Consider the following 18,902-nt stretch of genomic DNA (forward strand, 5'->3'; position numbering starts at 1 on the left):
TTGGACATAACTATCATGCGGGCAACTACTTTGCCGAACTGGTACAGGGTAACCGCAGAAAAACCATTCAGCTGATCAAAGTGCGATGAGTACATCGTTTAAAAGACAAACAGCTTGCCCCCGATGGGTGTGAAAAAAAGAGACCGTCTCAAATTGTTGAGACGGTCTCTTTTTTATAAATCAACAGGTATTAACGTAAGTAAAAAAGCAGGTAAGAATACCCGCTCGCTTTTTTATTAAAAAACTGACATATGAGAGATGTCGGGTACAATATTATCAGTGTATAACGCTGCAAAAAAATTGAAGATACCCGGGTAGAATAATAGAATACTCAAACGGCAAAATCAGTTACTGAAATACCTGCCCCTTCCTTTCTTCCCTACTCCCTGCGAAAAAGTTTAGGAACAAGGAAAGCTTGATTATTGGAAAGCCTTTTGCAGGGAGAAGGGAAGAAGAGTAGGCTTTCTGCCCTGTTGTATACATTGACCGATTTTTGGACTCATTCATCAAACTCTCTGGAAAACTTGCCTGTTCTTCCTTAAATTACCGCTTCATTAAATACTGTTATGAGAAAACTATCACTTGCACTGCTTTCAATAGCTGCATATATGCAGCTGAATGCACAAAGCGATCCAAACTGGATGCGATATTCTGCCATTTCCCCCGATGGTAAAACCATTGCCTTTACCTATAAAGGTGATATTTATAAAGTACCCAGCAGCGGCGGTACGGCTACACCGCTTACCTTTCATGAGGCCAATGATATGATGCCGGTATGGAGCAAAGACGGCAAGCAGATTGCTTTTGCCAGTGACCGTTTCGGTGATTTCGATGTATTACTGATTCCAGCGGAAGGTGGTGAAGCCAAACGTATTACCTGGCACTCTGCACCAGAGTTCCCATATAGTTTTACCAATGACAATAAATCGGTGATTTTTGGCTCTACCCGTATGGATGTTGCCAGCAACCGCACTTACCCTACCGGCTCACAGCCCGAATTGTATAAAGTGGGCATTAATGGTGGCCGTGTAGAGCAGGTATTATCTACCCCCGCAGAACTGGTGAACCTGAGCAGCAATGGTCAGTATATGTTGTACCAGGATAAAAAAGGTGGAGAGAACCAGTGGCGCAAACACCATACATCCTCCATTGCCAGAGATATCTGGGTATATGATAACAATGCTAAGACCCATAAAAAAATCACCAGCTTTAATGGTGAGGACCGCAACCCTGTTTTCACAGACGGCGATAAAGCGTTTTATTACCTGAGTGAAGAAAGCGGTTCTTTCAACGTACATAAAATGGGACTGGAAGGCGGCAAATCGCAACAGTTAACCAGCTTTAAAAAGCACCCGGTACGTTTTTTAACACTCGCTAACGATGGTACACTTTGTTTTGGTTACGATGGTGAACTCTATACCATGAAAGGCAATGGCCGTCCACAGAAAGTAAGTGTAAGCATTGTAGCCGATGCAAGAACCAACAACACCAAAATTGTTCCGGTAAGTGGTGGTGTAAGAGATATGGCTGTTTCACCTAACGGAAAAGAAGTAGCGTATATCTATCGTGGTGAAGTATTTGTAAGCAGTGTAGATGGTGGTATTACCAAACGCATTACCAATACACCCGAGCAGGAAAGACTGGTTAGTTTTTCTCCCGATGGCAAAACATTGCTCTACACATCTGAAAGAGGGAATAGCTGGAAAATATTTGAAACCAAAAAGCAAAGAGCCGAAGAGCCTTATTTCTATGCATCAACTGTGCTGAATGAAACAGCGGTGATCAGCAACAGCAATGAAAACTATCAGCCATCTTATTCACCAGACGGTAAAGAGATTGCTTATGTAGAAAACAGGATGACACTGAAAGTGTACAATATTGCCAGTAAACAATCACGCACCATTCTTACCGATAAGGAAATATTTTCTATGGGCGATAACGACCAGTATTTTGAATGGAGCCCTGATGGTAAATGGTTTCTTTTCGACTATGCAGTACCGGGAATTTCTCCCAGTGAAGTAGGTCTGATATCAGCTGACGGAAAGGGTAAAGTGATTAACCTGACTGAAAGCGGATTTAACGATGGTCGTGCCAAATGGATCATGGGCGGTAAAGCCATGATGTGGTTCAGCAACCGTGATGGTCTGAAATCGGTAGCACAGAGTGGCGGGGCACAGGCCGATGTATATGCTATGTTCTTTACACAGGAAGCCTTCGATAAATTTAAACTGAGTAAGGAAGAAGCAGCTTTAGCTAAAGAAATAGAAGACAATAAAGCCAAAGCAGATACAAGCAAGAAAAACAGTGCTAAAAAAGACAGCGTGGTATTTGACTGGGAAGGCATGACCACGCGTAAAACCAAACTCACCATACACTCATCACAAATGAGTGATGCATTGGTGAGTAAAGATGGTGAGAACCTGTATTACCTTACCCGTTTTGAAAGAGGTACCAATTTATGGACCACCAACCTGCGTACACGTGAAACAAAAATGCTGGTGCCTTTAAATGCCGGTGGCGGAAGTATGGTATGGGATAAGGAGCAGAAAAACATATTCCTCTCAGCTGGTGGTGGTATTTCTAAAATTGATCCGAACAGCGGCAGAAGAGAAATGGTAAGTATTGGTGGAGAAATGACCCTGGATGTGGCTGCAGAACGCCAGTTTATGTTTGAACATGTATGGCGCAGAACCAAAGAAACTTTTTATACCAAAACCATGCATGGTGTAAACTGGGACAGCTATAAACCAGACTATGAGCGTCACCTGCCACACATCGGTAACAACTATGAGTTTGCAGAAATGCTGAGCGAAATGCTGGGTGAATTAAGTGTGAGCCATAGTGGTGCATCATATGGTTCATTCAATCCCGGTGGCGATGCTACGGCTGCACTGGGTGCATTCTACGATCAGAATTACAAAGGCGTAGGGTATAAAATTGAAGAAGTGATTAAAGATGGTCCGCTCGATAAAGCAGGCCTCAACATAAAAGCAGGAATGATTATTGAAGCCATTGATGGCGAAACCATTGGTGCCGATACCGATCTTCCGCAATACCTTAACAGAAAAGCGGGTAAAAACACTTTATTGCTGGTAACTGATGGTGCCACCAAACGTGAGATCATTGTAAAACCGATTTCAACCGGTGAAGAAAATGGTCTCTTGTACAAAAGATGGATCAAGAAAAACCAGGACGAAGTAGATCGCCTGAGTAATGGTCAGCTGGGTTATGTACATATACCCGGTATGAACGATGGTGCCTACAGAACTACCTATGAAGAAATCATGGGTAAATATGTAAACAGAAAAGGTATTGTAGTAGATACCCGCTTTAATGGTGGTGGCGATCTGGTAGCAGACCTGGCCATGTTCCTGAGTGGTAAAAAATTCATGGACTATACCACCGATACCCGCAGTAATGGTTTTGAACCCAATTTCCGTTGGACCAAACCCAGCATTTCCATTGCCAATGAAGCGAACTACAGCGATGGTCATTGTTATGCGTATGCCTATAAGGAACTGGGGCTGGGTAAACTGGTGGGTATGCCGGTACCTGGTACCTGTACTTTTGCAGGCTGGGAATCATTACAGGATAACAGCATTCGTTGGGGCGTTCCACCACTGGGTGTAAAAGGAATGAAGAACCAGTACCTGGAGAACTACCAGACCGAACCCGATATCAAACTCATGAACGAATACGATATCGTAATCAAAGGAAGAGACCAGCAACTGGAAGCTGCTGTGAATGAACTGCTGAAAGAGATTAATAAATAAGGAACAGGAAACAGTAAATAAGAAATAAGAAAGGGAGGCTTCCGAAACCGGTAGCCTCCCTTTTTATGTTACACATGATCATGTTTAGTCTCCCGAGATGGCAGAGTCCAGGAACTTTTCAATCATGGGAGTAGCAAGATCACTTTCTTTAAAATCTGATCCAATAGTTGTAATCTCACCTATATATGCGCCATGACCACCCGGGATAATGGCTAACGAGGAGTTTGTAATTAACCTATGAAGAAGAATGGCGTGTTCGGGTGTGATAATATCTTTATCGCCAATTATAATTAATGTATGTGCTTTCACAGCTTTTATCAGTTCGTCAGGAATGTCTGTAAAGTTTACCATTCGCTTTGCATCCCGGTCGTGCATAACCTGTAAACCATTTGTGTCTGTGGCAACTTTTTTATACCCAACCTTAAGAAGAGGGGGCATATTATCCAGTGAAGCATTTTTCATAAAATCCCAAAACCACTCAGGTACGCCGCTACGTTTGGCAAGAGCAGAACCTAAAATAAGCTTGTTAACTTTTTCAGGATGTCGGATAGCTATTTGTAATGCTGTTGTTCCGCCATTACTAAATCCAAGGAAATCAGCTTTCACTATTTGTAAGTTTGAAAGAAGTACGGCAACATCATCGGCATCCTGTTCAAAACTAAGGTCGCTATTACGATCTTCTGTGCGCCCATGTGCCTGCAGCTCAACCGCAATAACCTGTCTGTTTTTAGCCAATAATGGAATAATTTTTTCAAAACTTGTCTGAATGGTAGAGCCACCACCATGTATCAAAACAAGAGGCTTGCCCTTCCCATACATTTCATAGTACATTTTTAGTCCGTTCACTTCGGAATACCCATTTCGGAAAAACAAAGTATCACCATTTGCAGAGGATGTTTGCATGTTATTTTGATTTGTATGGGTACATGATAGTAAAGTCAGTATGACTAAAGTAGTAAAGAAGATACTATTTTTCATTTTAGTGATTTTGCTTGAGTAAAGCCTCCATCTTGTTTAACATTTGCAGCCAGCCTGGATAAGCACTTTCGCCATTGTAGGTCGCCGACCAACAAGAGCAACTTACACGAACCCCGGGATGCTATACAGGTTAAGTTTTTCAGGAACTTTCCTGAAAAGCATCAATTACCATGCTTCCCCCTGGTAAGATTATCAAAAAACAAAGTAAGCTGTAATACATGGTTCGAATCGTAATGGCCATCCTGTGAGTGGTGCACAAACTGGTTGAAATAACCGGTTTCAATGGCAATATCGCTGGTGAGATTATACCCCAGACCAATGAAAATCCGGTTCTGATCGAAAAGGTGGTGACCGGTTACCATACTACCATCATTGATAAACAATTCATCCTGTGCAATAAAGTAGGTACTGTTTTTATCGTAACTGTTATGCGTTAAGAGCCGCTGAAATTTAAACATCGTTCTTTCCCTGAACACGGTTTCAAAATGTTGCTGCTTGTCTTTGATCTCCCTTAACTCGGTTCTGAAACGAAACGAGATTGTGTTTTTATCTAATACTTTAAAGAGTTGTACCTGTAAGGCGGTGCGGTATTCGGGGTATTGTCGCTGGTTGATATTGTCGCCGATAAAATAATTATACCAAAGTCCGGCAAAAGCAGATAGTTTAATGGTTGGACGCGGATAATAATGAATCCAGGGTCTGATGGTAAGTTGCTCACCATATTCCAAAAAATCCGGTTTTTCATAGGGACTCTGTCTGGAATACTGAAAGTCGCACTGCCATTTTAATTTTTTACTGAACTTACCTGCCAGATCAATCTCAGACCAGAACTGTGTGGTGTTGTTGATATTTTTATCCTGTGCAGTTGCTGTCGTGATTGCTAAAAGAAAAAAGAGAAGGTAGCTGATTTTGGGCATGGGGTGCTGTATATTAAATGGTTTGCTAACCGTTATACATCACTCAGGGTATTACAAAGGTATAAAACAGCAGATTCTTTTATACCTGCACCCGCGTATTAAATTTATGCTTATAAGATAATGGCGACATACCCGTTATTTTTTTGAATACATCCCTGAAAGCTTTTACATCGGCATAGCCCACTTCATACATAATTTCATGGATGGTTTTGCGGGTGGTTTCCAGTGCTTTCTTGGCCGCTTCTACTTTCACCCTTTGAGCATATTCAAGTGGTGTGTTACCAGTGGCTTTGATAAAACGGCGGTCGAAATTACGCCGCCCAACTGCAAAGCGGGCGGATAATGCTTCTATCGAAATTTTCTCATGTACCGCTTCCTCAATATACAACTGCGCCTGTTTGATGATATCGTCGTCATGTTTTTTCTGTCCGGAGAAAATGATAAAACCAGACTGGCTTTGCCGGTCGATTTCAATCTGGAAAACCTTTGAGCAGAAGATGGCAGTAGCTCTGTCGAAATATTTTTCAACCAGGTATAATATCAGGTTTAGGAATGAATAGGCACCGCCATTGGTATAAATACCATTCTCATCCGTAATCAAACGATCGGTTTGCAAATGCACATCGGGGAAGAGGGTGCTGAACTGTTCTGCAAAAGCCCAGTGCGTAGAGCAAACACGTCCTTTCAGCAAGCCGGAAGCTGCCAATAAAAACGCACCGGTACAGATACTGGCCAATTCTGCACCCTGTTTGTATTGCGTTTCTATCCATTCGATGATGGGCCCATTGTGCTGAATAGCATCCTGATAGTTATGGTTCAAAGAAGGAATAATAATCAGATCGGTATGGCAGATATCAGTTACCCGCTTATGTGGCTGAACACTGAATAAGCCATTGTGAAAATCTATTTTTTCAGACAGCCCTACCAGTTCAATTTCATAAGAGGCTTTTTTGCAATGATCCTTCCAGTAAGTGTTGGCACGTTGTAAAATCTTATAAGCCCCCACAATACTGCTCAGGTTATTTTGTCCCTCTGGTACCAGGATCGATATATGTTTCATAAGCCGGCTTTTCATAAAGATAAACAGTAAACATGTCTAAAAAGCCCCCTTAAATTGTCTATTTAACACAGTCAAAAGATGCGATTTAGACAATAGGTTTGCAGGTATATTATAAAAAGAATGAATACCCATTTTACAAGAACGATTGGTTCTTCACTCACACCGGAACAAGCTTTTCAGGTAATTCTTGATGTGCCAGCCTGGTGGTCGGGCTATTTTAATGAACATTTTGAAGGAGAAACAAAAGCACTCAATGATGTATTCAGTTTTACCGCTGGTGATGGTGCTCATTATTCGCGGCAGCAATTGACAGAACTGGTACCAGGTGTGAAGATTGTTTGGCTGGTGACAGACAGCCGGCTCAGTTTTTTAGAAAAGCAGGATGAATGGACAGGCAGCCGGCTCGTATTTGATATTTCACGTGAAGGCGATCGTACCATGGTACGTTTTACGCATGAAGGGCTTACACCGGAAGTGGAATGTTATGATAATTGTACGCCGGCATGGGCCCAGTACTTACAGGGAAAGCTATTGCCCCTGCTGAATCCCCCACAGGCCTGAATATTTTAGTAAACCATCAAACAGCCATGCACACAAATTATTATACATCCACAATACTGGTGAACGAAACCGCAACGGTTGCTTTTACTGCTATCAAAAATTTTCGCGCCTGGTGGTCCGAAGAAATTCAGGGTACAACAGATAAGTTAGGTGAAACCTTCTTTTATCATTACAAAGACGTTCATCTCTGTAAGCTGCAACTGATAGAAATGAAACCCGATGCAAAACTGGTGTATCTGGTACTCGATAACCAGTTCAGTTTTACAAAGGATAAAACAGAATGGGTAAATACACGTTTGATTTTTGATATCATTTCAGAAGACGGAAAAACAAAAATCATTTTTACACATGAGGGCCTTGTGCCCGAATACGAATGTTATCCGGTTTGCAACGATGCATGGACTAGTTATATACAAGGCAGTCTGCATGCACTCATCACAACAGGAAAAGGCAGACCCAATGCCAAAGAAGGAGGACTCAATGAAGAACTGGTAAAGAAATGGGGTTTGCCCGATAAGTAATACAGGCTGATTGTACAATCAGTAAATGATGCTTTCTTTATTCTTTTACCATAGCATCTTTTGAACAATACCAGCTGTAATATTCACAACCAGGACGTATAATACCTCCTTTCTGCAAATAGTTATTCGTTGCCTTTTTATAAGCGTCTTTTTCAGATAGCTGTGAAGTTCCTATTGCGAATACATATTTACCTTTCTCACCTCCGGTAAAAAAAGCATACCGTCCTTTCGTTTTGCTACTGAAGAACAACCGGCAATCCTCACCACCTCTTTCTATACAACCTTTCAGAGCCTCTTTTTCTACTTCTTTCATCGTCATGCGTGGGGCATTACCATCATCATGTACTGCATTCCACTTGCCTGTTTTCTCACAAACATAAACAGCAGACTGTCCCGCAGCAGCCAACCATCCCAGGCATGTTATAATAACCACTAAAAAAATCTTTCTCATTCGTTATTTCTTATTCCTTGTTTCCCTTCGACTACGCTCAGGGCAGGCTTTATTTCTCTGTTTACCTCTCCCCTGGGTGATAGGTTCTTACTTTATGCTTCTCCACATCTTCCTTATAAAAGAAAATTTCTTTGAATTTCCCATTCACATACCCTTCTGCCTGATCGGTAAAATTGGGTGAATTGGGATCGGTGCTTTGTCCGCCGGTAAGAATGGTTTTGGCTTTCAGTTTTTTACCAAATTCAACGGCTGCCAGAAAACTATTTCCGGAATAGCCATAACGTTTGTTGTAGCCATTGCCTGATCTGCTTTCAAAAGCAGGCAGCGAGCCCCAGCGGGAGGAAGCCAGTGGAACGGCAATGCTGGGTTTGGCATCATCAAATCTTTGTCCTTCCGCCACACGCTGGTAACGGTTGATATCGCCCCAGGGCTGGCGCCAGTTGCCATAGGTTTTGGTAAGTTCATCCAATACTTTTTTCAATGACTCCATTTTCTGTGTTGGTGTTGTTGCGGCCATATCTTCAAAACGCTTTACTGAGTTGGTACCTTCTTCCATGGTTTCAGCACGTGGTATATATTGACCCAGCTGATTGGCCCAGTCAAGCGCAACAGTGGTAGCTACAGAAGAGAGAGAAGAAGTTCTGTCCCAGTTACGGATCAGGTCAACGGCTTCCTTCAGTTCATTTTTCAGCGGGCCATTGTAACTGTCATAATCTCTCAGCAGTGCAGGAACCAGAAAATCAAAAGCAGCGAGATAACGGTTATAACCCAATGCAATGACTTTATCCAGGGTCAGGTTATTGGCTTTCTCCAGCAAACGTGCCGCATTAATGCCTCGGGCATTTTGTCCGTCGGGAGCCATATAAGAAGGGAATTTGTTTTTATCGGGACTGTCTTTACCCGAAGCGGTGAATGGAGTGGAGTTACAGTTCTGTATCCAACCCACAGAAGGGTTGTGTACCTGCACAATTTCTTCCAGTTTATGTGCACCCTGCCATTCAGTGGCTTTAATACTGCCATCAACAGGTCGGGTATAATCGTAAGCGGGGTTGCGTTTGGGAACAAAATCACCATGCCAGTAAGCAATATTGCCTTTATCGTCGGCATACACAGTATTATTGGTGGTGTTGGAAAGTAAGCGCATGGCTTCCGTAAACTCATTCAGGTTATTGGCTTTGGTACTTACCCATGATTGTATCAAGGCGCTTAACGAACGATTGAATTCTTTTAGGGCCAACCATTTACCATTACGGTTGCCCATGATGGGGCCGTGGTGGGTGTAATAACCGGTGAAAGAAACGGGCACCTGCTTGCCATCTTTCAGGTAACTAACGGTGATGGGTTTGGTGTTTACTTTTTTCATTTCCTTTTCATACTCATACACCCAGGTATCGCTTACCTGCCTCACTTTTTCTTCATACAGATCGGCTACATCTGCATAGCCTGTTGTGTGCATCCATCCACAATGTTCATTGAAACCCTGGTACACAAACATCTGTCCCCAGGTAACTGCTCCGTAAGCATTCAGTCCCTCTTCACTTACCATATGCATTTCTGGTCTGAAATAAAAAGGCACGTGCGGATTGATGTATAGAATGGCATTACCATTGGCCGTAAGTTTGGGTGCTATGGCAAAACCATTGGAGCCGCTGAGTTCAACATCTTTGTTAACAGCAGGTCGAAAAGCGGTTGCATTTTTATTGCCACTGTAAAAACTCCTTACCTCTTCCAATGCAATACCACCCGTTCTGGTAGCCGATACACTGCCATCGGTAAACATGAGGTGAAACCAGGGTTCAAAGCGGGTAAGTACTTTGGGTTTTGTTTCCGGATGTTTATAGAGATAATAGTTGATACCGTCTGCAAAAGCATTGAGTAGTTGCTGAAACCATACAGGACTATTGTTATAATCTTTAATGGCGGCAGCACTGTCAACAATCAGGCGCATTTGTAAGTCTGTATATAACATGCGCTCACCATCAGCTTCTGCCTGACGGCCCAATACTTCCAGGTAATTTCTTTCAACACGACTAAAATTTTCTTCGCATTGAGCATAGAGTAAACCAAATACCGCATCTGCATCGGTTTTGCCATAGATATGCGGAATGCCCCATTTGTCTTTGATAATCGTAATCTTTTTTGCCTGCGCTTCCCAACGTTGAATGTCAGCGGGGGAAAAAGATTGGGCAACAGCAAAAGAAGATAACAGCAAACAGCAAAGCAGTAATCGCATGGTATTGGTTTTGAGGAATACCAAATATAGAAAAGCTTTGTGATGAATACTGCAGGCTTGCGAAATCACTTTTACCGCAGAGAACAGGAGAACGCAGAGGTTACGCAGGGTGATGTTTAACAATCGACACCTTTCTTAATTAGGTAAGCATGTAACAGACTCTTTTTTTACACCGGACTGAAGTCCGGTGCAAAGATTAGTATTTCTAAATATTATGATTCAACCAGCGGTTGTTTTCCTAATAACCCTGCGTGGACTTCAGTCCGGTGCAGAAAAAAGTTCATAGCTCATAGCTCACAGTCCAAGGCTCATCGCCCCTCTAATACCCCCACTGCTTCATCACAGCCAGATCCTGTTTTACACATTCAATCGGATCAATACCCTGATAAGCTTCCTGTTCAATGATAAAGTGTACAGTGCCACCTTTTGTTTTACAGAGATCGGTAATGGCTTTGGTATTGGCTACCCCTTTGCCGAGTATGGTGCTTTCAAATGATTTGCCATCGGCTGTTCTGGTTTCGTCTTTTACATGTACTGAAACAAAACGGCCGGGATAGGTATTTACAATTTCAAGTGCATTCACACCGGTATGATAAAGGTTACCCATATCCAGCTGCTGTACAACCAGATTGGGGTCGGTATTTTTTAAGATGATATCATACACTTTTTGTCCGTTGAGGGTGGCCGTAAATTCAAAGTCGTGGTTATGATAACCGAAGCGCATGCCGGCTGCTTTACACAGTTCGCCGCTTTTATTGAATACTTCCATATAGGCCAGCATTTCATCATAGGTTTTGCGCAGGTCAGCATCCAGCCAGGGGCTGATCACCAGTTCCTGACCCATTTCTGCGGCGTCTTCAATGGTGTATTTCCAGAGATCGGTGAATTGTTTTTTATCGGCATCCCAATGCGCTTTACCCATAACGGTATGTCCGCTGGGCATTTGCAGTCCGAGATCTTTGAGTATTTTTTTAAACTCTTTGGCGGTATAACCGTAGAATTTTCGGTTTACATAATTGGCATGCTCTACATATTTATACCCCATGGCTGCCAGTGCCTGTAAAGTACCCAACGGGTCCTTACCCATGGCTGCACGAACAGAGTATAACTGAACACCGGTAAGCATTTTGGCATGGCTTTCTGCAAATACATCACGCGGTAATAATGCAGTAGCGGCTATGGCAAGACTACTGTTTCTTAAAAAAGATCTTCTGGATGAATTCATGGCTTGCAATTGTGGAATAAATATAACACATCTGTATTTGATTGTTCACCGGACTGAGGTCCGGTGATGGAATATTGGAAAATACTTTTTCCCTTCTTTCTTTCTCCCTGCGAAAAACCGTTTGATATGCAGGCTGTCGCTATTACAAGGCTAATCTTGCAGGGAGAAAGGAAGGGTGATTATTTTTTTCGGAAAACAGTAAAGAAAATCTCAGTACTGATTTCAAACCCTAATTTCTGATAGAGTCCAATCGCCGCAGCATTGTCCTGCCTCACATGCAGAAAAGGTGTTTTTCCCGCACTTGTAATCAGTGAACAGAGATGTGAAGTGAGTGCTTTGGCATAAGACTTTCCGAGGTATAGGGGATCTGTACAGATGGCACTCACTTCAGTATGTGTATGCGTTTGCAGGCGCTGACCAGCCATCGAAACAAGTTTGTCGGCATCAAAAATGCCGTGATAATTACCAAACGCAATGGTGCGCTGGTAGAAAGGACCCGGTTTGGTTTGTTCCGTAAGCCTAAGCATTTGTGGTACATGAACTTCTGTAAGCGGTACCATGGCAATGGCCCTGTTTTCAAATGGCTGAAAATGCTGACAGATCATTTGATAAAGCGGAATGGCAAAAACAACCTGAAAATCATCGGGTAAAACCACTTCTTTAGACAGGGGCATGGAAAAGGTTCTGTCTGAGGGAAGTGAAGTGCTGAGCGTACGGAGATCCTCTTCACCCCAGTTTTCCAGACCTACAAAGGGACAAATATCAGCGGGGAAATATTTCAGTGTTTCATCTCCCTGGTTCATGTACGACTGATGTGTAGATAGTGCAGCCCATACAGGATTATGTAAAAGATGAATCATAGATAAGGAATTGGAACTTGTTTTATATAGTAGATCTTATAAAACAACATATTGAATATAAATACCATTGAGAATATGCCAGATCAGGTAATGCCCGAGTCTCATATATACCGATGATGCCCATCCGTTTCTTTTGTAATAAACGGCCTGTAGAAAATTCATACCGAAACCTGTGGTGCATGCATAGATAATAAACCACCAGGGCGAACCATGGGGAAACTGTTCAATGGGCTCTCTGAGTGAACTGAGAACGGCAATAACAACAAAAGCCTGAGACTGGTAGGCTCCGTTTTTAATTTTACTGAAAATGAATAAAATGAGTGTAATGGGAATGAGCCGGTAAAAAATTTCAATTTCAAAAGCGCCTGAACTATATAAAAAAATTGAATAAGGGAAAGGTTGCGTATAAGGAGGCATACTGGTATGGGTGGTATGTGTTAAAAAGAATTCAATCACCACCAGATCAGCCAATCCAAACAGTATACCAATACCGAAAGGTGTTAAGAATTGCTGTCTGAATGTAAGGTCTTTATTACAGACATCAGGTAAACCCGCTTTTTGTTGCAGGAAAAGAAAGGGTAGCCCTACCAGTAAAAGGGCAATATTTTCATAATTCCATATACGGAGATGGGTAAACTGGTTACTGATGCTGTTACCATAGAAAATACCCGTAAGGGCTATCAGTACAAATACAACAAAAAAAAGAATCGATTTCTTCATATGGCAGGGTTAAGACGAATAATGGCCTGCAAGTTACAAATAGGCAAAACTATTTCACTACCGTTTGTAAAGTGGAGATAAAAACAGAAACTGTATATTAGATATATAATATATGGGTAAATGAAATTAAACCTGAGCATTTTCGTGCTGTTTTGTCTTTGTGTAAAGGGATCATTCGCACAAAAAACCAGTATTTATTACAATGGAAGATGGGAGCCTTGTGAACCAGCTAAAGCCATTTATTTTAGTGAACTGGAAAAAACAGAGAAAGGATGGTATCGGGTAGACTATTCAATTGTATCGGAAAAATTGCTGAAACATGGTTTTTATAAAGACTCCTTATGTACCATCAGGCAGGGTGTGTTTGAATCTTTTTTTGGAAACGGATCTGTCAGCGGTATAAAATACTATGAAGCCAATGAAAAAACCGGGCTTGATTTTCTTGTTTACCCGAATGGATTTTTAAGCGACTCATTCCGTTTTAAAAAAGATATGCCTTACGGCATTTGTGTGAGTTGGTATCCGGACGGAAGTCCGAGAACAGAAATGCAGTTAGACACCATGGGTACCGGTACGGGACTTGTTGTTGGTTTTTTTCCCGACGGAACAATTTCTTTTAAGGGTAAGCTTGCACAGGGATTAAGGAAAACCGGTAACTGGTTTTATTATCACTCCAATGGGCAGCGCGCTGCTGTTTTGCAATACCCATCAATAGATGATGCATGGAATGGACTTACCGCAAGCATTAAGGAAGATCCTTTTGAATTTGCTTATTACGATTCAACCATTAAGTATACAAGTGCCATCTGTTATGACACAAATGGCATAGAACAGCCGGGTTGTAAAATAGAGAATAGTATGCCTGAATATCCCAAAGGAATCACTGCATGGACGAACTATTTAACAAATATTATGGGTGGGGTAATGCAAAAACATGGTAACCTTGAAAAGCCTGCATCTTATATTGCTCATTTTACCGTAACAACAACAGGAGACCCGGTAGAAATAATGCTTGATAATACGTATAACCAGAGCCTTGATGCTGATGTGTTGAGTATTTTTCGAAAATCGAAAAAATGGATTCCTGCCCGTCACAACAACAGGGTCATACCTTATACGCACAGACAATCTTTAACATTAGGAGCCCGTTATTAGCCTGCTGAATAAATACCTTTGTTCAATAAAACATAAAGTATGTTTAAGTCAACCTTTTATAAGTTTACTATCGCATCCGTTTTATGGATGACTGTACAAACACTGTCTGCGCAAACCAATGAAACTGCATGGAGCCCCGAACAGCAGGCAGAACTTTTTGGTTATTGCGAAAAACCATTTCTCATCAAACAACTGAAAATATCGGAAGCCAATGCCGATAAAATCGGACAGATCAACAACTGGGCAAGACTTACCAAAATAAAAATACAGGCCAATGCAAGCGATACGTTTGCTACCGATGGTGAGGTAGAAGAAGCGGTGATAAAGAAATACAAAGCATTGGGTTTGTCTGGCGACCAGTTTAAAACACTTACCGACAGAAGAAAACAAAGTTTGAGTGAACCCTGTGCGCTGATTACGGTAACAGCAAATAAAACCTACGATACCATTGCCAAACCTCAGTTACAGTTATTGTTCAGGAATAAATTCCGCAGAACATTGATGGATAAGCTGGAAGTAAATGGCAAACAGGCCGATATGCTGATTGAAGCAGAAGTGTGGAAACAGAAAGAGGCCCTGGAGATTGTAAAAATTCCGGAAACCAATTTCGAACGTATACGCAAAGCTGTTGCCATGTACAATGACCTGGAAAGAAAGTATGGGTTTATCGGCATTACAGAGCAACAGAAAGAAGGCGCCAAAGCCATATTTAAGGCGGCGGAGTAACCTTTATTCTTTTCAATCATATTTATGGAACCGGGTGTTCTTTTACTAAAAGAGCGTAGACATAGCCCATACCGCTCATTATAAGCACTAGCGTTTACTACAATTCAGCCGGCATGTATGACCAACTTCAACATTCAATATTCAACATTCAATATTTTTCTGTTCAATACCCGCACACCTTAAAAATCAATTATATCTCTCAGATAATCATACGATTACTTACTAATTGTATAAATTGTACATGCTAATACCAAACTAACCTGACTGATGCAACCCTGCCGCATACTCATAGTTGAGGATGAATCGCTTGTGGCGATGGATATGGAGCGTATGCTCACCCATATTGGTTATGAAGTGCTACCCAATGTGAATAATTATGACGAAGCCCTACAACTGCTTGATACAACAAAGCCGGATCTTGTTTTATTAGATATCAATTTAAATGATACCAAAACAGGTATTGATCTTTCGCAACGTATCCAGCAACAGTATAAGTTACCCTTTATCTATATCACTTCTCATTCAGATAAAACAACCGTTGATCAGGCCATCGTAACGAAACCCAGTGGTTATTTACTGAAACCCTTTGATGAAAATGATCTGTATACAGCCATAGAAGTGGCATTGAGTAATTTCTCGGGAAAACAGTCAAATCATCATCAGCAAGAAGCCGCTCTTGTTTGTAAGGATGCATTGTTTATTAAGAACGATAAAAACTTTGTAAGGGTTGATATTGATGATATTTGCTGGATAGAATCCGAACACAATTACCTCTATATCATTTCGCCCAAGGGGAAACATATTATCCGTTCCAATTTCAGGGATTTTCAACAGCAGGTGCCCGCTGCAAAATTTATTCAGGTTCACAAATCCTATGTGATTAACCTTGATAAAGTGGAGGCCTTTTCACATACAGATATTACCATTAACGGAAAGGAAATACCCCTGAGCCGTCTGTACAAAGACGATTTTTTTGCCTGTATGAAAAGGATATTATAGGCTCTATGATTATTATGGTACCCAAAATACAGTAGTTGGTACCTAATTTTTGCCCGCATCCCTTATTTACAGCATATTTACAGGATTACATGATGCATGGTATTACAATACTGAAACGGGGCAGAATTTTTGTATGCACACTACTCTGCTGTGCTGTATTGGGTCTTGAATTAACGGCGCAGTACAATTATGTGGACACCAATCTGGTTCGCAGACAAATCAACGCAACCCAAAGTGATAGTGTACGTAGCAGGTTGTATGGAATACTAGCCTGGGAAATGCGCTTTTCTAATCAACAGAAGGCAGTTGAACTGGCAGACAGTATGCTGCTGATTTCCTCTCCCTCAAAAGAGTATGTAAGGCTGGCAGAAGCTTATCGCGTGAAAGGCTTTGTAAAAGTAGTAAACCAGGATATAGAAGGTTGTTTACAGATGTATGAACTGGGTATACAGTATGCCAAAAAAGGGAAAAACAAATATTACGAATCGGCTATCCTGAACCTTATTGGAGGGATGCATCAGGATAAGGGCGATTATGACAAGGCGATTGCTTTTTTTCTGGAAGCAGAAAAAGCTGCAGAAGAAAGCAGGAGTTCTGAAATGATAGCTTTTACAGCCAATTGTATGGCAGAAGCGTATTCTGATGCAGGAAGACCTATTAGTTTCACAAGACCTTTTTATGAAAAAGCGTTACGGGAAGTATTGCCCCGCGAGAACTGGCAATATGCCGGAATGATTCATTCCAATATGGCCAAAGAATACATGATGGCTAACCGGCCAGACTCAGCCATGCTGGAAACTGAAGCATCAATTGGTTACCTGAATAAAGTGAAAAGAAAGGGCTATGTATATGCTACCTGTGCAACAGATATCGGCGAAATGCTTACCCGGTTGAAAGCCTACAAAGAAGCAGAACAATACCTGCTGGAAGCCTATTATATACTGGACAGTTTGAAAACCAAAGACAATAAACTGATTGTACTATCGGCCCTGTCGAACCTGTATGTAGAGAGTGGCCAGTATACCAAAGCGATTGAAAGAGGGCGAACGCTCTTATACCTGGCTGGTCTGTACAAGTCGAAGATATTTCTGCGTAATGCCTATAAAGTACTGTCGGAAACTGCAGAGAAAAAAGGGCAGAAAGATAGCGCACTCCTGTATTATAAAGCCTATAAACTCTGGAACGACAGCATTTTTAATGAGAACAAAGAAAGAACCATTGCCAATGCAGAAAGCCGCATGAAACAAACCCTGCAGGCAAAAGAAAATGAACAATTAAAATCATCGAATACCCGCTTGCGAAATAACAGCCTGCTGGCAGCAGGTGTGGCCTGTATATTACTATTGGCGGCATTGATTATTGTACTGGCCAACCGGAAAATCAAACAGAAGAACCTGGTATTAGAGACGCAGAAACAATTGATTGAAAAACAGTCGGCTGAAAAAGATATACTCTTGAGAGAGATACACCATCGTGTAAAAAACAACTTACAGGTAGTATCAAGTTTGTTGAATCTGCAGGCGGCAAGTATTTCAGATCAGAAAGCAGTAGATGCATTGATGGCCAGCCAGAAAAGGGTAAAAGCCATTTCACTGATACACCAGAACCTTTATGCTTTTGATGATTTAAGTACGATATCATTTACCTCCTATGTGAAGGAACTGTATCAGGATCTGCGCCAGTTATATAACAAAGGCAATATTGAGCTCATTTGTACAGCTGCTACTGAACAACTGGAATTTGATATTGAACGATCTGTACCCCTTGGGTTAATACTAAATGAAGTGATTACCAACGCACTTAAATATGCTTTTGAAGGAAGGGAACAAGGGGTGATCCATATATCCTGTTCAACCGAAGCCGATGGGGTACTGACTATTCAGGTAGCTGATAACGGTATAGGCCTGTCCATACCTTTCGAGAACCATGATTCAGCCTCACTGGGTTTCAGAATCATCCGTGAATTAACCCGTCAGTTAAAGGGAACGGTTAGTTGTGAGGTAAACCAGGGAACCTGTTTTATTTTCCGGATTCCGCAGCATAGGCTCAAAGCCTGATTTCTGAGATTGTCTTTCATACCCATTTTGTTGCATTTGGTACCATTTGCCTGTTAAGGATGCAAAAGCATAATTAATTTTCTACTGGAATTATTGTGGTTAACTGTCTCTAACTGAGCATAAGCTTATTAATTCTATCGATTCAATATCCTGGTATGTACAGGTTAAATACTGTACATGTGAAATCCTATACTAAACTAACTGCGATGCAAACTAACTGTACACGTCTGGCAGGCGCATTATTGTGCTTTGCACTAATGTCATGGAGCCCCAAACTCATTTCTGCTCCTTTTTTTCCTAAAACCGGATTTATTGTTTCAACCGATGAGTGGATTCTTGCTGTTGAAAAAACGGGTGTAAAAGCCTATTACCGTATAGCCACCTGTGGGGAAGATCAGGTGATCTACCTGCGTTTTGTGAACAGCAATGCAGGAGCAGCACAGGTAAGCTGGAAAGGCGAAATACAGTTTACGGGAGAACCTGTACCAAGAAGCATCAAAGAAGAAAACTCAGTCCTTACAGTTCAGCCTGGTGAAGTAGCTGGAACAAGCTGTATCAACCCAATGATTACAGAACTGGTGGTGAAGCCGTTGCATTCGCCTATTGTAAATATGGAAGCCTATTTCTTTCAGCAACTCACCATTACACAGAACTAATTAACCTGCA

The 18,902-nt window shown here is 41.7% G+C and carries 16 protein-coding genes; 8 read left to right on the forward strand and 8 right to left on the reverse strand.

Features of this window, described 5'->3' with window-relative positions:
- The first annotated feature begins 566 nt into the window (after positions 1-566).
- Positions 567-3,773, forward strand: a complete 3,207-nt coding sequence (locus BC659_RS16640; protein ID WP_133475866.1) for a S41 family peptidase — start codon at positions 567-569, stop codon at positions 3,771-3,773.
- Positions 3,774-3,857: 84 nt separating this feature from the next.
- Here BC659_RS16640 and BC659_RS16645 read toward each other — a convergent pair whose 3' ends face one another.
- From BC659_RS16645 to BC659_RS16655, 3 genes are all read right to left on the reverse strand, one after another.
- Positions 3,858-4,751 (reverse strand): alpha/beta fold hydrolase, encoded by an 894-nt coding sequence (locus BC659_RS16645; protein ID WP_133475867.1) that lies wholly within the window; start codon positions 4,749-4,751, stop codon positions 3,858-3,860.
- Positions 4,752-4,912: 161 nt separating this feature from the next.
- Positions 4,913-5,668 (reverse strand): DUF2490 domain-containing protein, encoded by a 756-nt coding sequence (locus BC659_RS16650; RefSeq protein WP_133475868.1) that lies wholly within the window; start codon positions 5,666-5,668, stop codon positions 4,913-4,915.
- A 79-nt stretch (positions 5,669-5,747) separates the two neighbouring features.
- Positions 5,748-6,728 carry a GlxA family transcriptional regulator gene (locus BC659_RS16655; protein ID WP_133475869.1) on the reverse strand — a complete coding sequence of 327 codons (981 nt, stop codon included), beginning with the start codon at positions 6,726-6,728 and terminating at the stop codon, positions 5,748-5,750.
- Between the two features lie 120 nt (positions 6,729-6,848).
- On the opposite strand from BC659_RS16655, the gene BC659_RS16660 reads away from it, so the two are divergent.
- Both BC659_RS16660 and BC659_RS16665 read left to right on the forward strand, forming a co-directional pair.
- Positions 6,849-7,289: an SRPBCC family protein gene (locus tag BC659_RS16660; RefSeq protein WP_133475870.1), complete on the forward strand. Its 441-nt coding sequence runs from the start codon at positions 6,849-6,851 to the stop codon at positions 7,287-7,289.
- A 26-nt stretch (positions 7,290-7,315) separates the two neighbouring features.
- Positions 7,316-7,810 carry an SRPBCC domain-containing protein gene (locus tag BC659_RS16665; protein ID WP_133475871.1) on the forward strand — a complete coding sequence of 165 codons (495 nt, stop codon included), beginning with the start codon at positions 7,316-7,318 and terminating at the stop codon, positions 7,808-7,810.
- A 37-nt stretch (positions 7,811-7,847) separates the two neighbouring features.
- Here the strand turns inward: BC659_RS16665 and BC659_RS16670 are convergent, their stop codons facing one another.
- The 5 genes from BC659_RS16670 to BC659_RS16690 form a co-directional block, all read right to left on the reverse strand.
- Positions 7,848-8,261: a hypothetical protein gene (locus BC659_RS16670; RefSeq protein WP_133475872.1), complete on the reverse strand. Its 414-nt coding sequence runs from the start codon at positions 8,259-8,261 to the stop codon at positions 7,848-7,850.
- Between the two features lie 61 nt (positions 8,262-8,322).
- A complete protein-coding gene (locus BC659_RS16675; protein WP_133475873.1) occupies positions 8,323-10,494 on the reverse strand; it encodes a penicillin acylase family protein in 2,172 nt (723 codons plus the stop codon).
- Between the two features lie 319 nt (positions 10,495-10,813).
- Positions 10,814-11,719 carry a sugar phosphate isomerase/epimerase family protein gene (locus BC659_RS16680; protein WP_133475874.1) on the reverse strand — a complete coding sequence of 302 codons (906 nt, stop codon included), beginning with the start codon at positions 11,717-11,719 and terminating at the stop codon, positions 10,814-10,816.
- 179 nt (positions 11,720-11,898) lie between these two features.
- Positions 11,899-12,579, reverse strand: a complete 681-nt coding sequence (locus BC659_RS16685; protein ID WP_133475875.1) for a GNAT family N-acetyltransferase — start codon at positions 12,577-12,579, stop codon at positions 11,899-11,901.
- Positions 12,580-12,615: 36 nt separating this feature from the next.
- Positions 12,616-13,299, reverse strand: coding sequence for a hypothetical protein (locus BC659_RS16690; RefSeq protein ID WP_133475876.1), 684 nt, complete (start codon positions 13,297-13,299; stop codon positions 12,616-12,618).
- Between the two features lie 120 nt (positions 13,300-13,419).
- Here BC659_RS16690 and BC659_RS16695 point away from each other — a divergent pair, with 120 nt between their 5' ends.
- The 5 genes from BC659_RS16695 to BC659_RS16715 all read left to right on the forward strand — a co-directional run bounded on the left by BC659_RS16695 (position 13,420) and on the right by BC659_RS16715 (position 18,892).
- Entirely contained in the window at positions 13,420-14,454 is a 1,035-nt protein-coding gene (locus BC659_RS16695) for a toxin-antitoxin system YwqK family antitoxin (RefSeq protein ID WP_133475877.1), read from the forward strand.
- A gap of 39 nt (positions 14,455-14,493) precedes the next feature.
- Complete coding sequence (locus BC659_RS16700; RefSeq protein WP_133475878.1) at positions 14,494-15,180, forward strand: hypothetical protein; 687 nt, start codon at positions 14,494-14,496, stop codon at positions 15,178-15,180.
- Positions 15,181-15,447: 267 nt separating this feature from the next.
- Entirely contained in the window at positions 15,448-16,179 is a 732-nt protein-coding gene (locus BC659_RS16705; protein ID WP_133475879.1) for a LytR/AlgR family response regulator transcription factor, read from the forward strand.
- A gap of 89 nt (positions 16,180-16,268) precedes the next feature.
- Positions 16,269-18,236 (forward strand): tetratricopeptide repeat-containing sensor histidine kinase, encoded by a 1,968-nt coding sequence (locus BC659_RS16710; RefSeq protein WP_133475880.1) that lies wholly within the window; start codon positions 16,269-16,271, stop codon positions 18,234-18,236.
- 206 nt (positions 18,237-18,442) lie between these two features.
- Positions 18,443-18,892 carry a hypothetical protein gene (locus tag BC659_RS16715; RefSeq protein WP_133475881.1) on the forward strand — a complete coding sequence of 150 codons (450 nt, stop codon included), beginning with the start codon at positions 18,443-18,445 and terminating at the stop codon, positions 18,890-18,892.
- Positions 18,893-18,902: the final 10 nt, after the last annotated feature.

Source organism: Sediminibacterium goheungense (genome assembly GCF_004361915.1).
Taxonomy (GTDB): domain Bacteria; phylum Bacteroidota; class Bacteroidia; order Chitinophagales; family Chitinophagaceae; genus Sediminibacterium; species Sediminibacterium goheungense.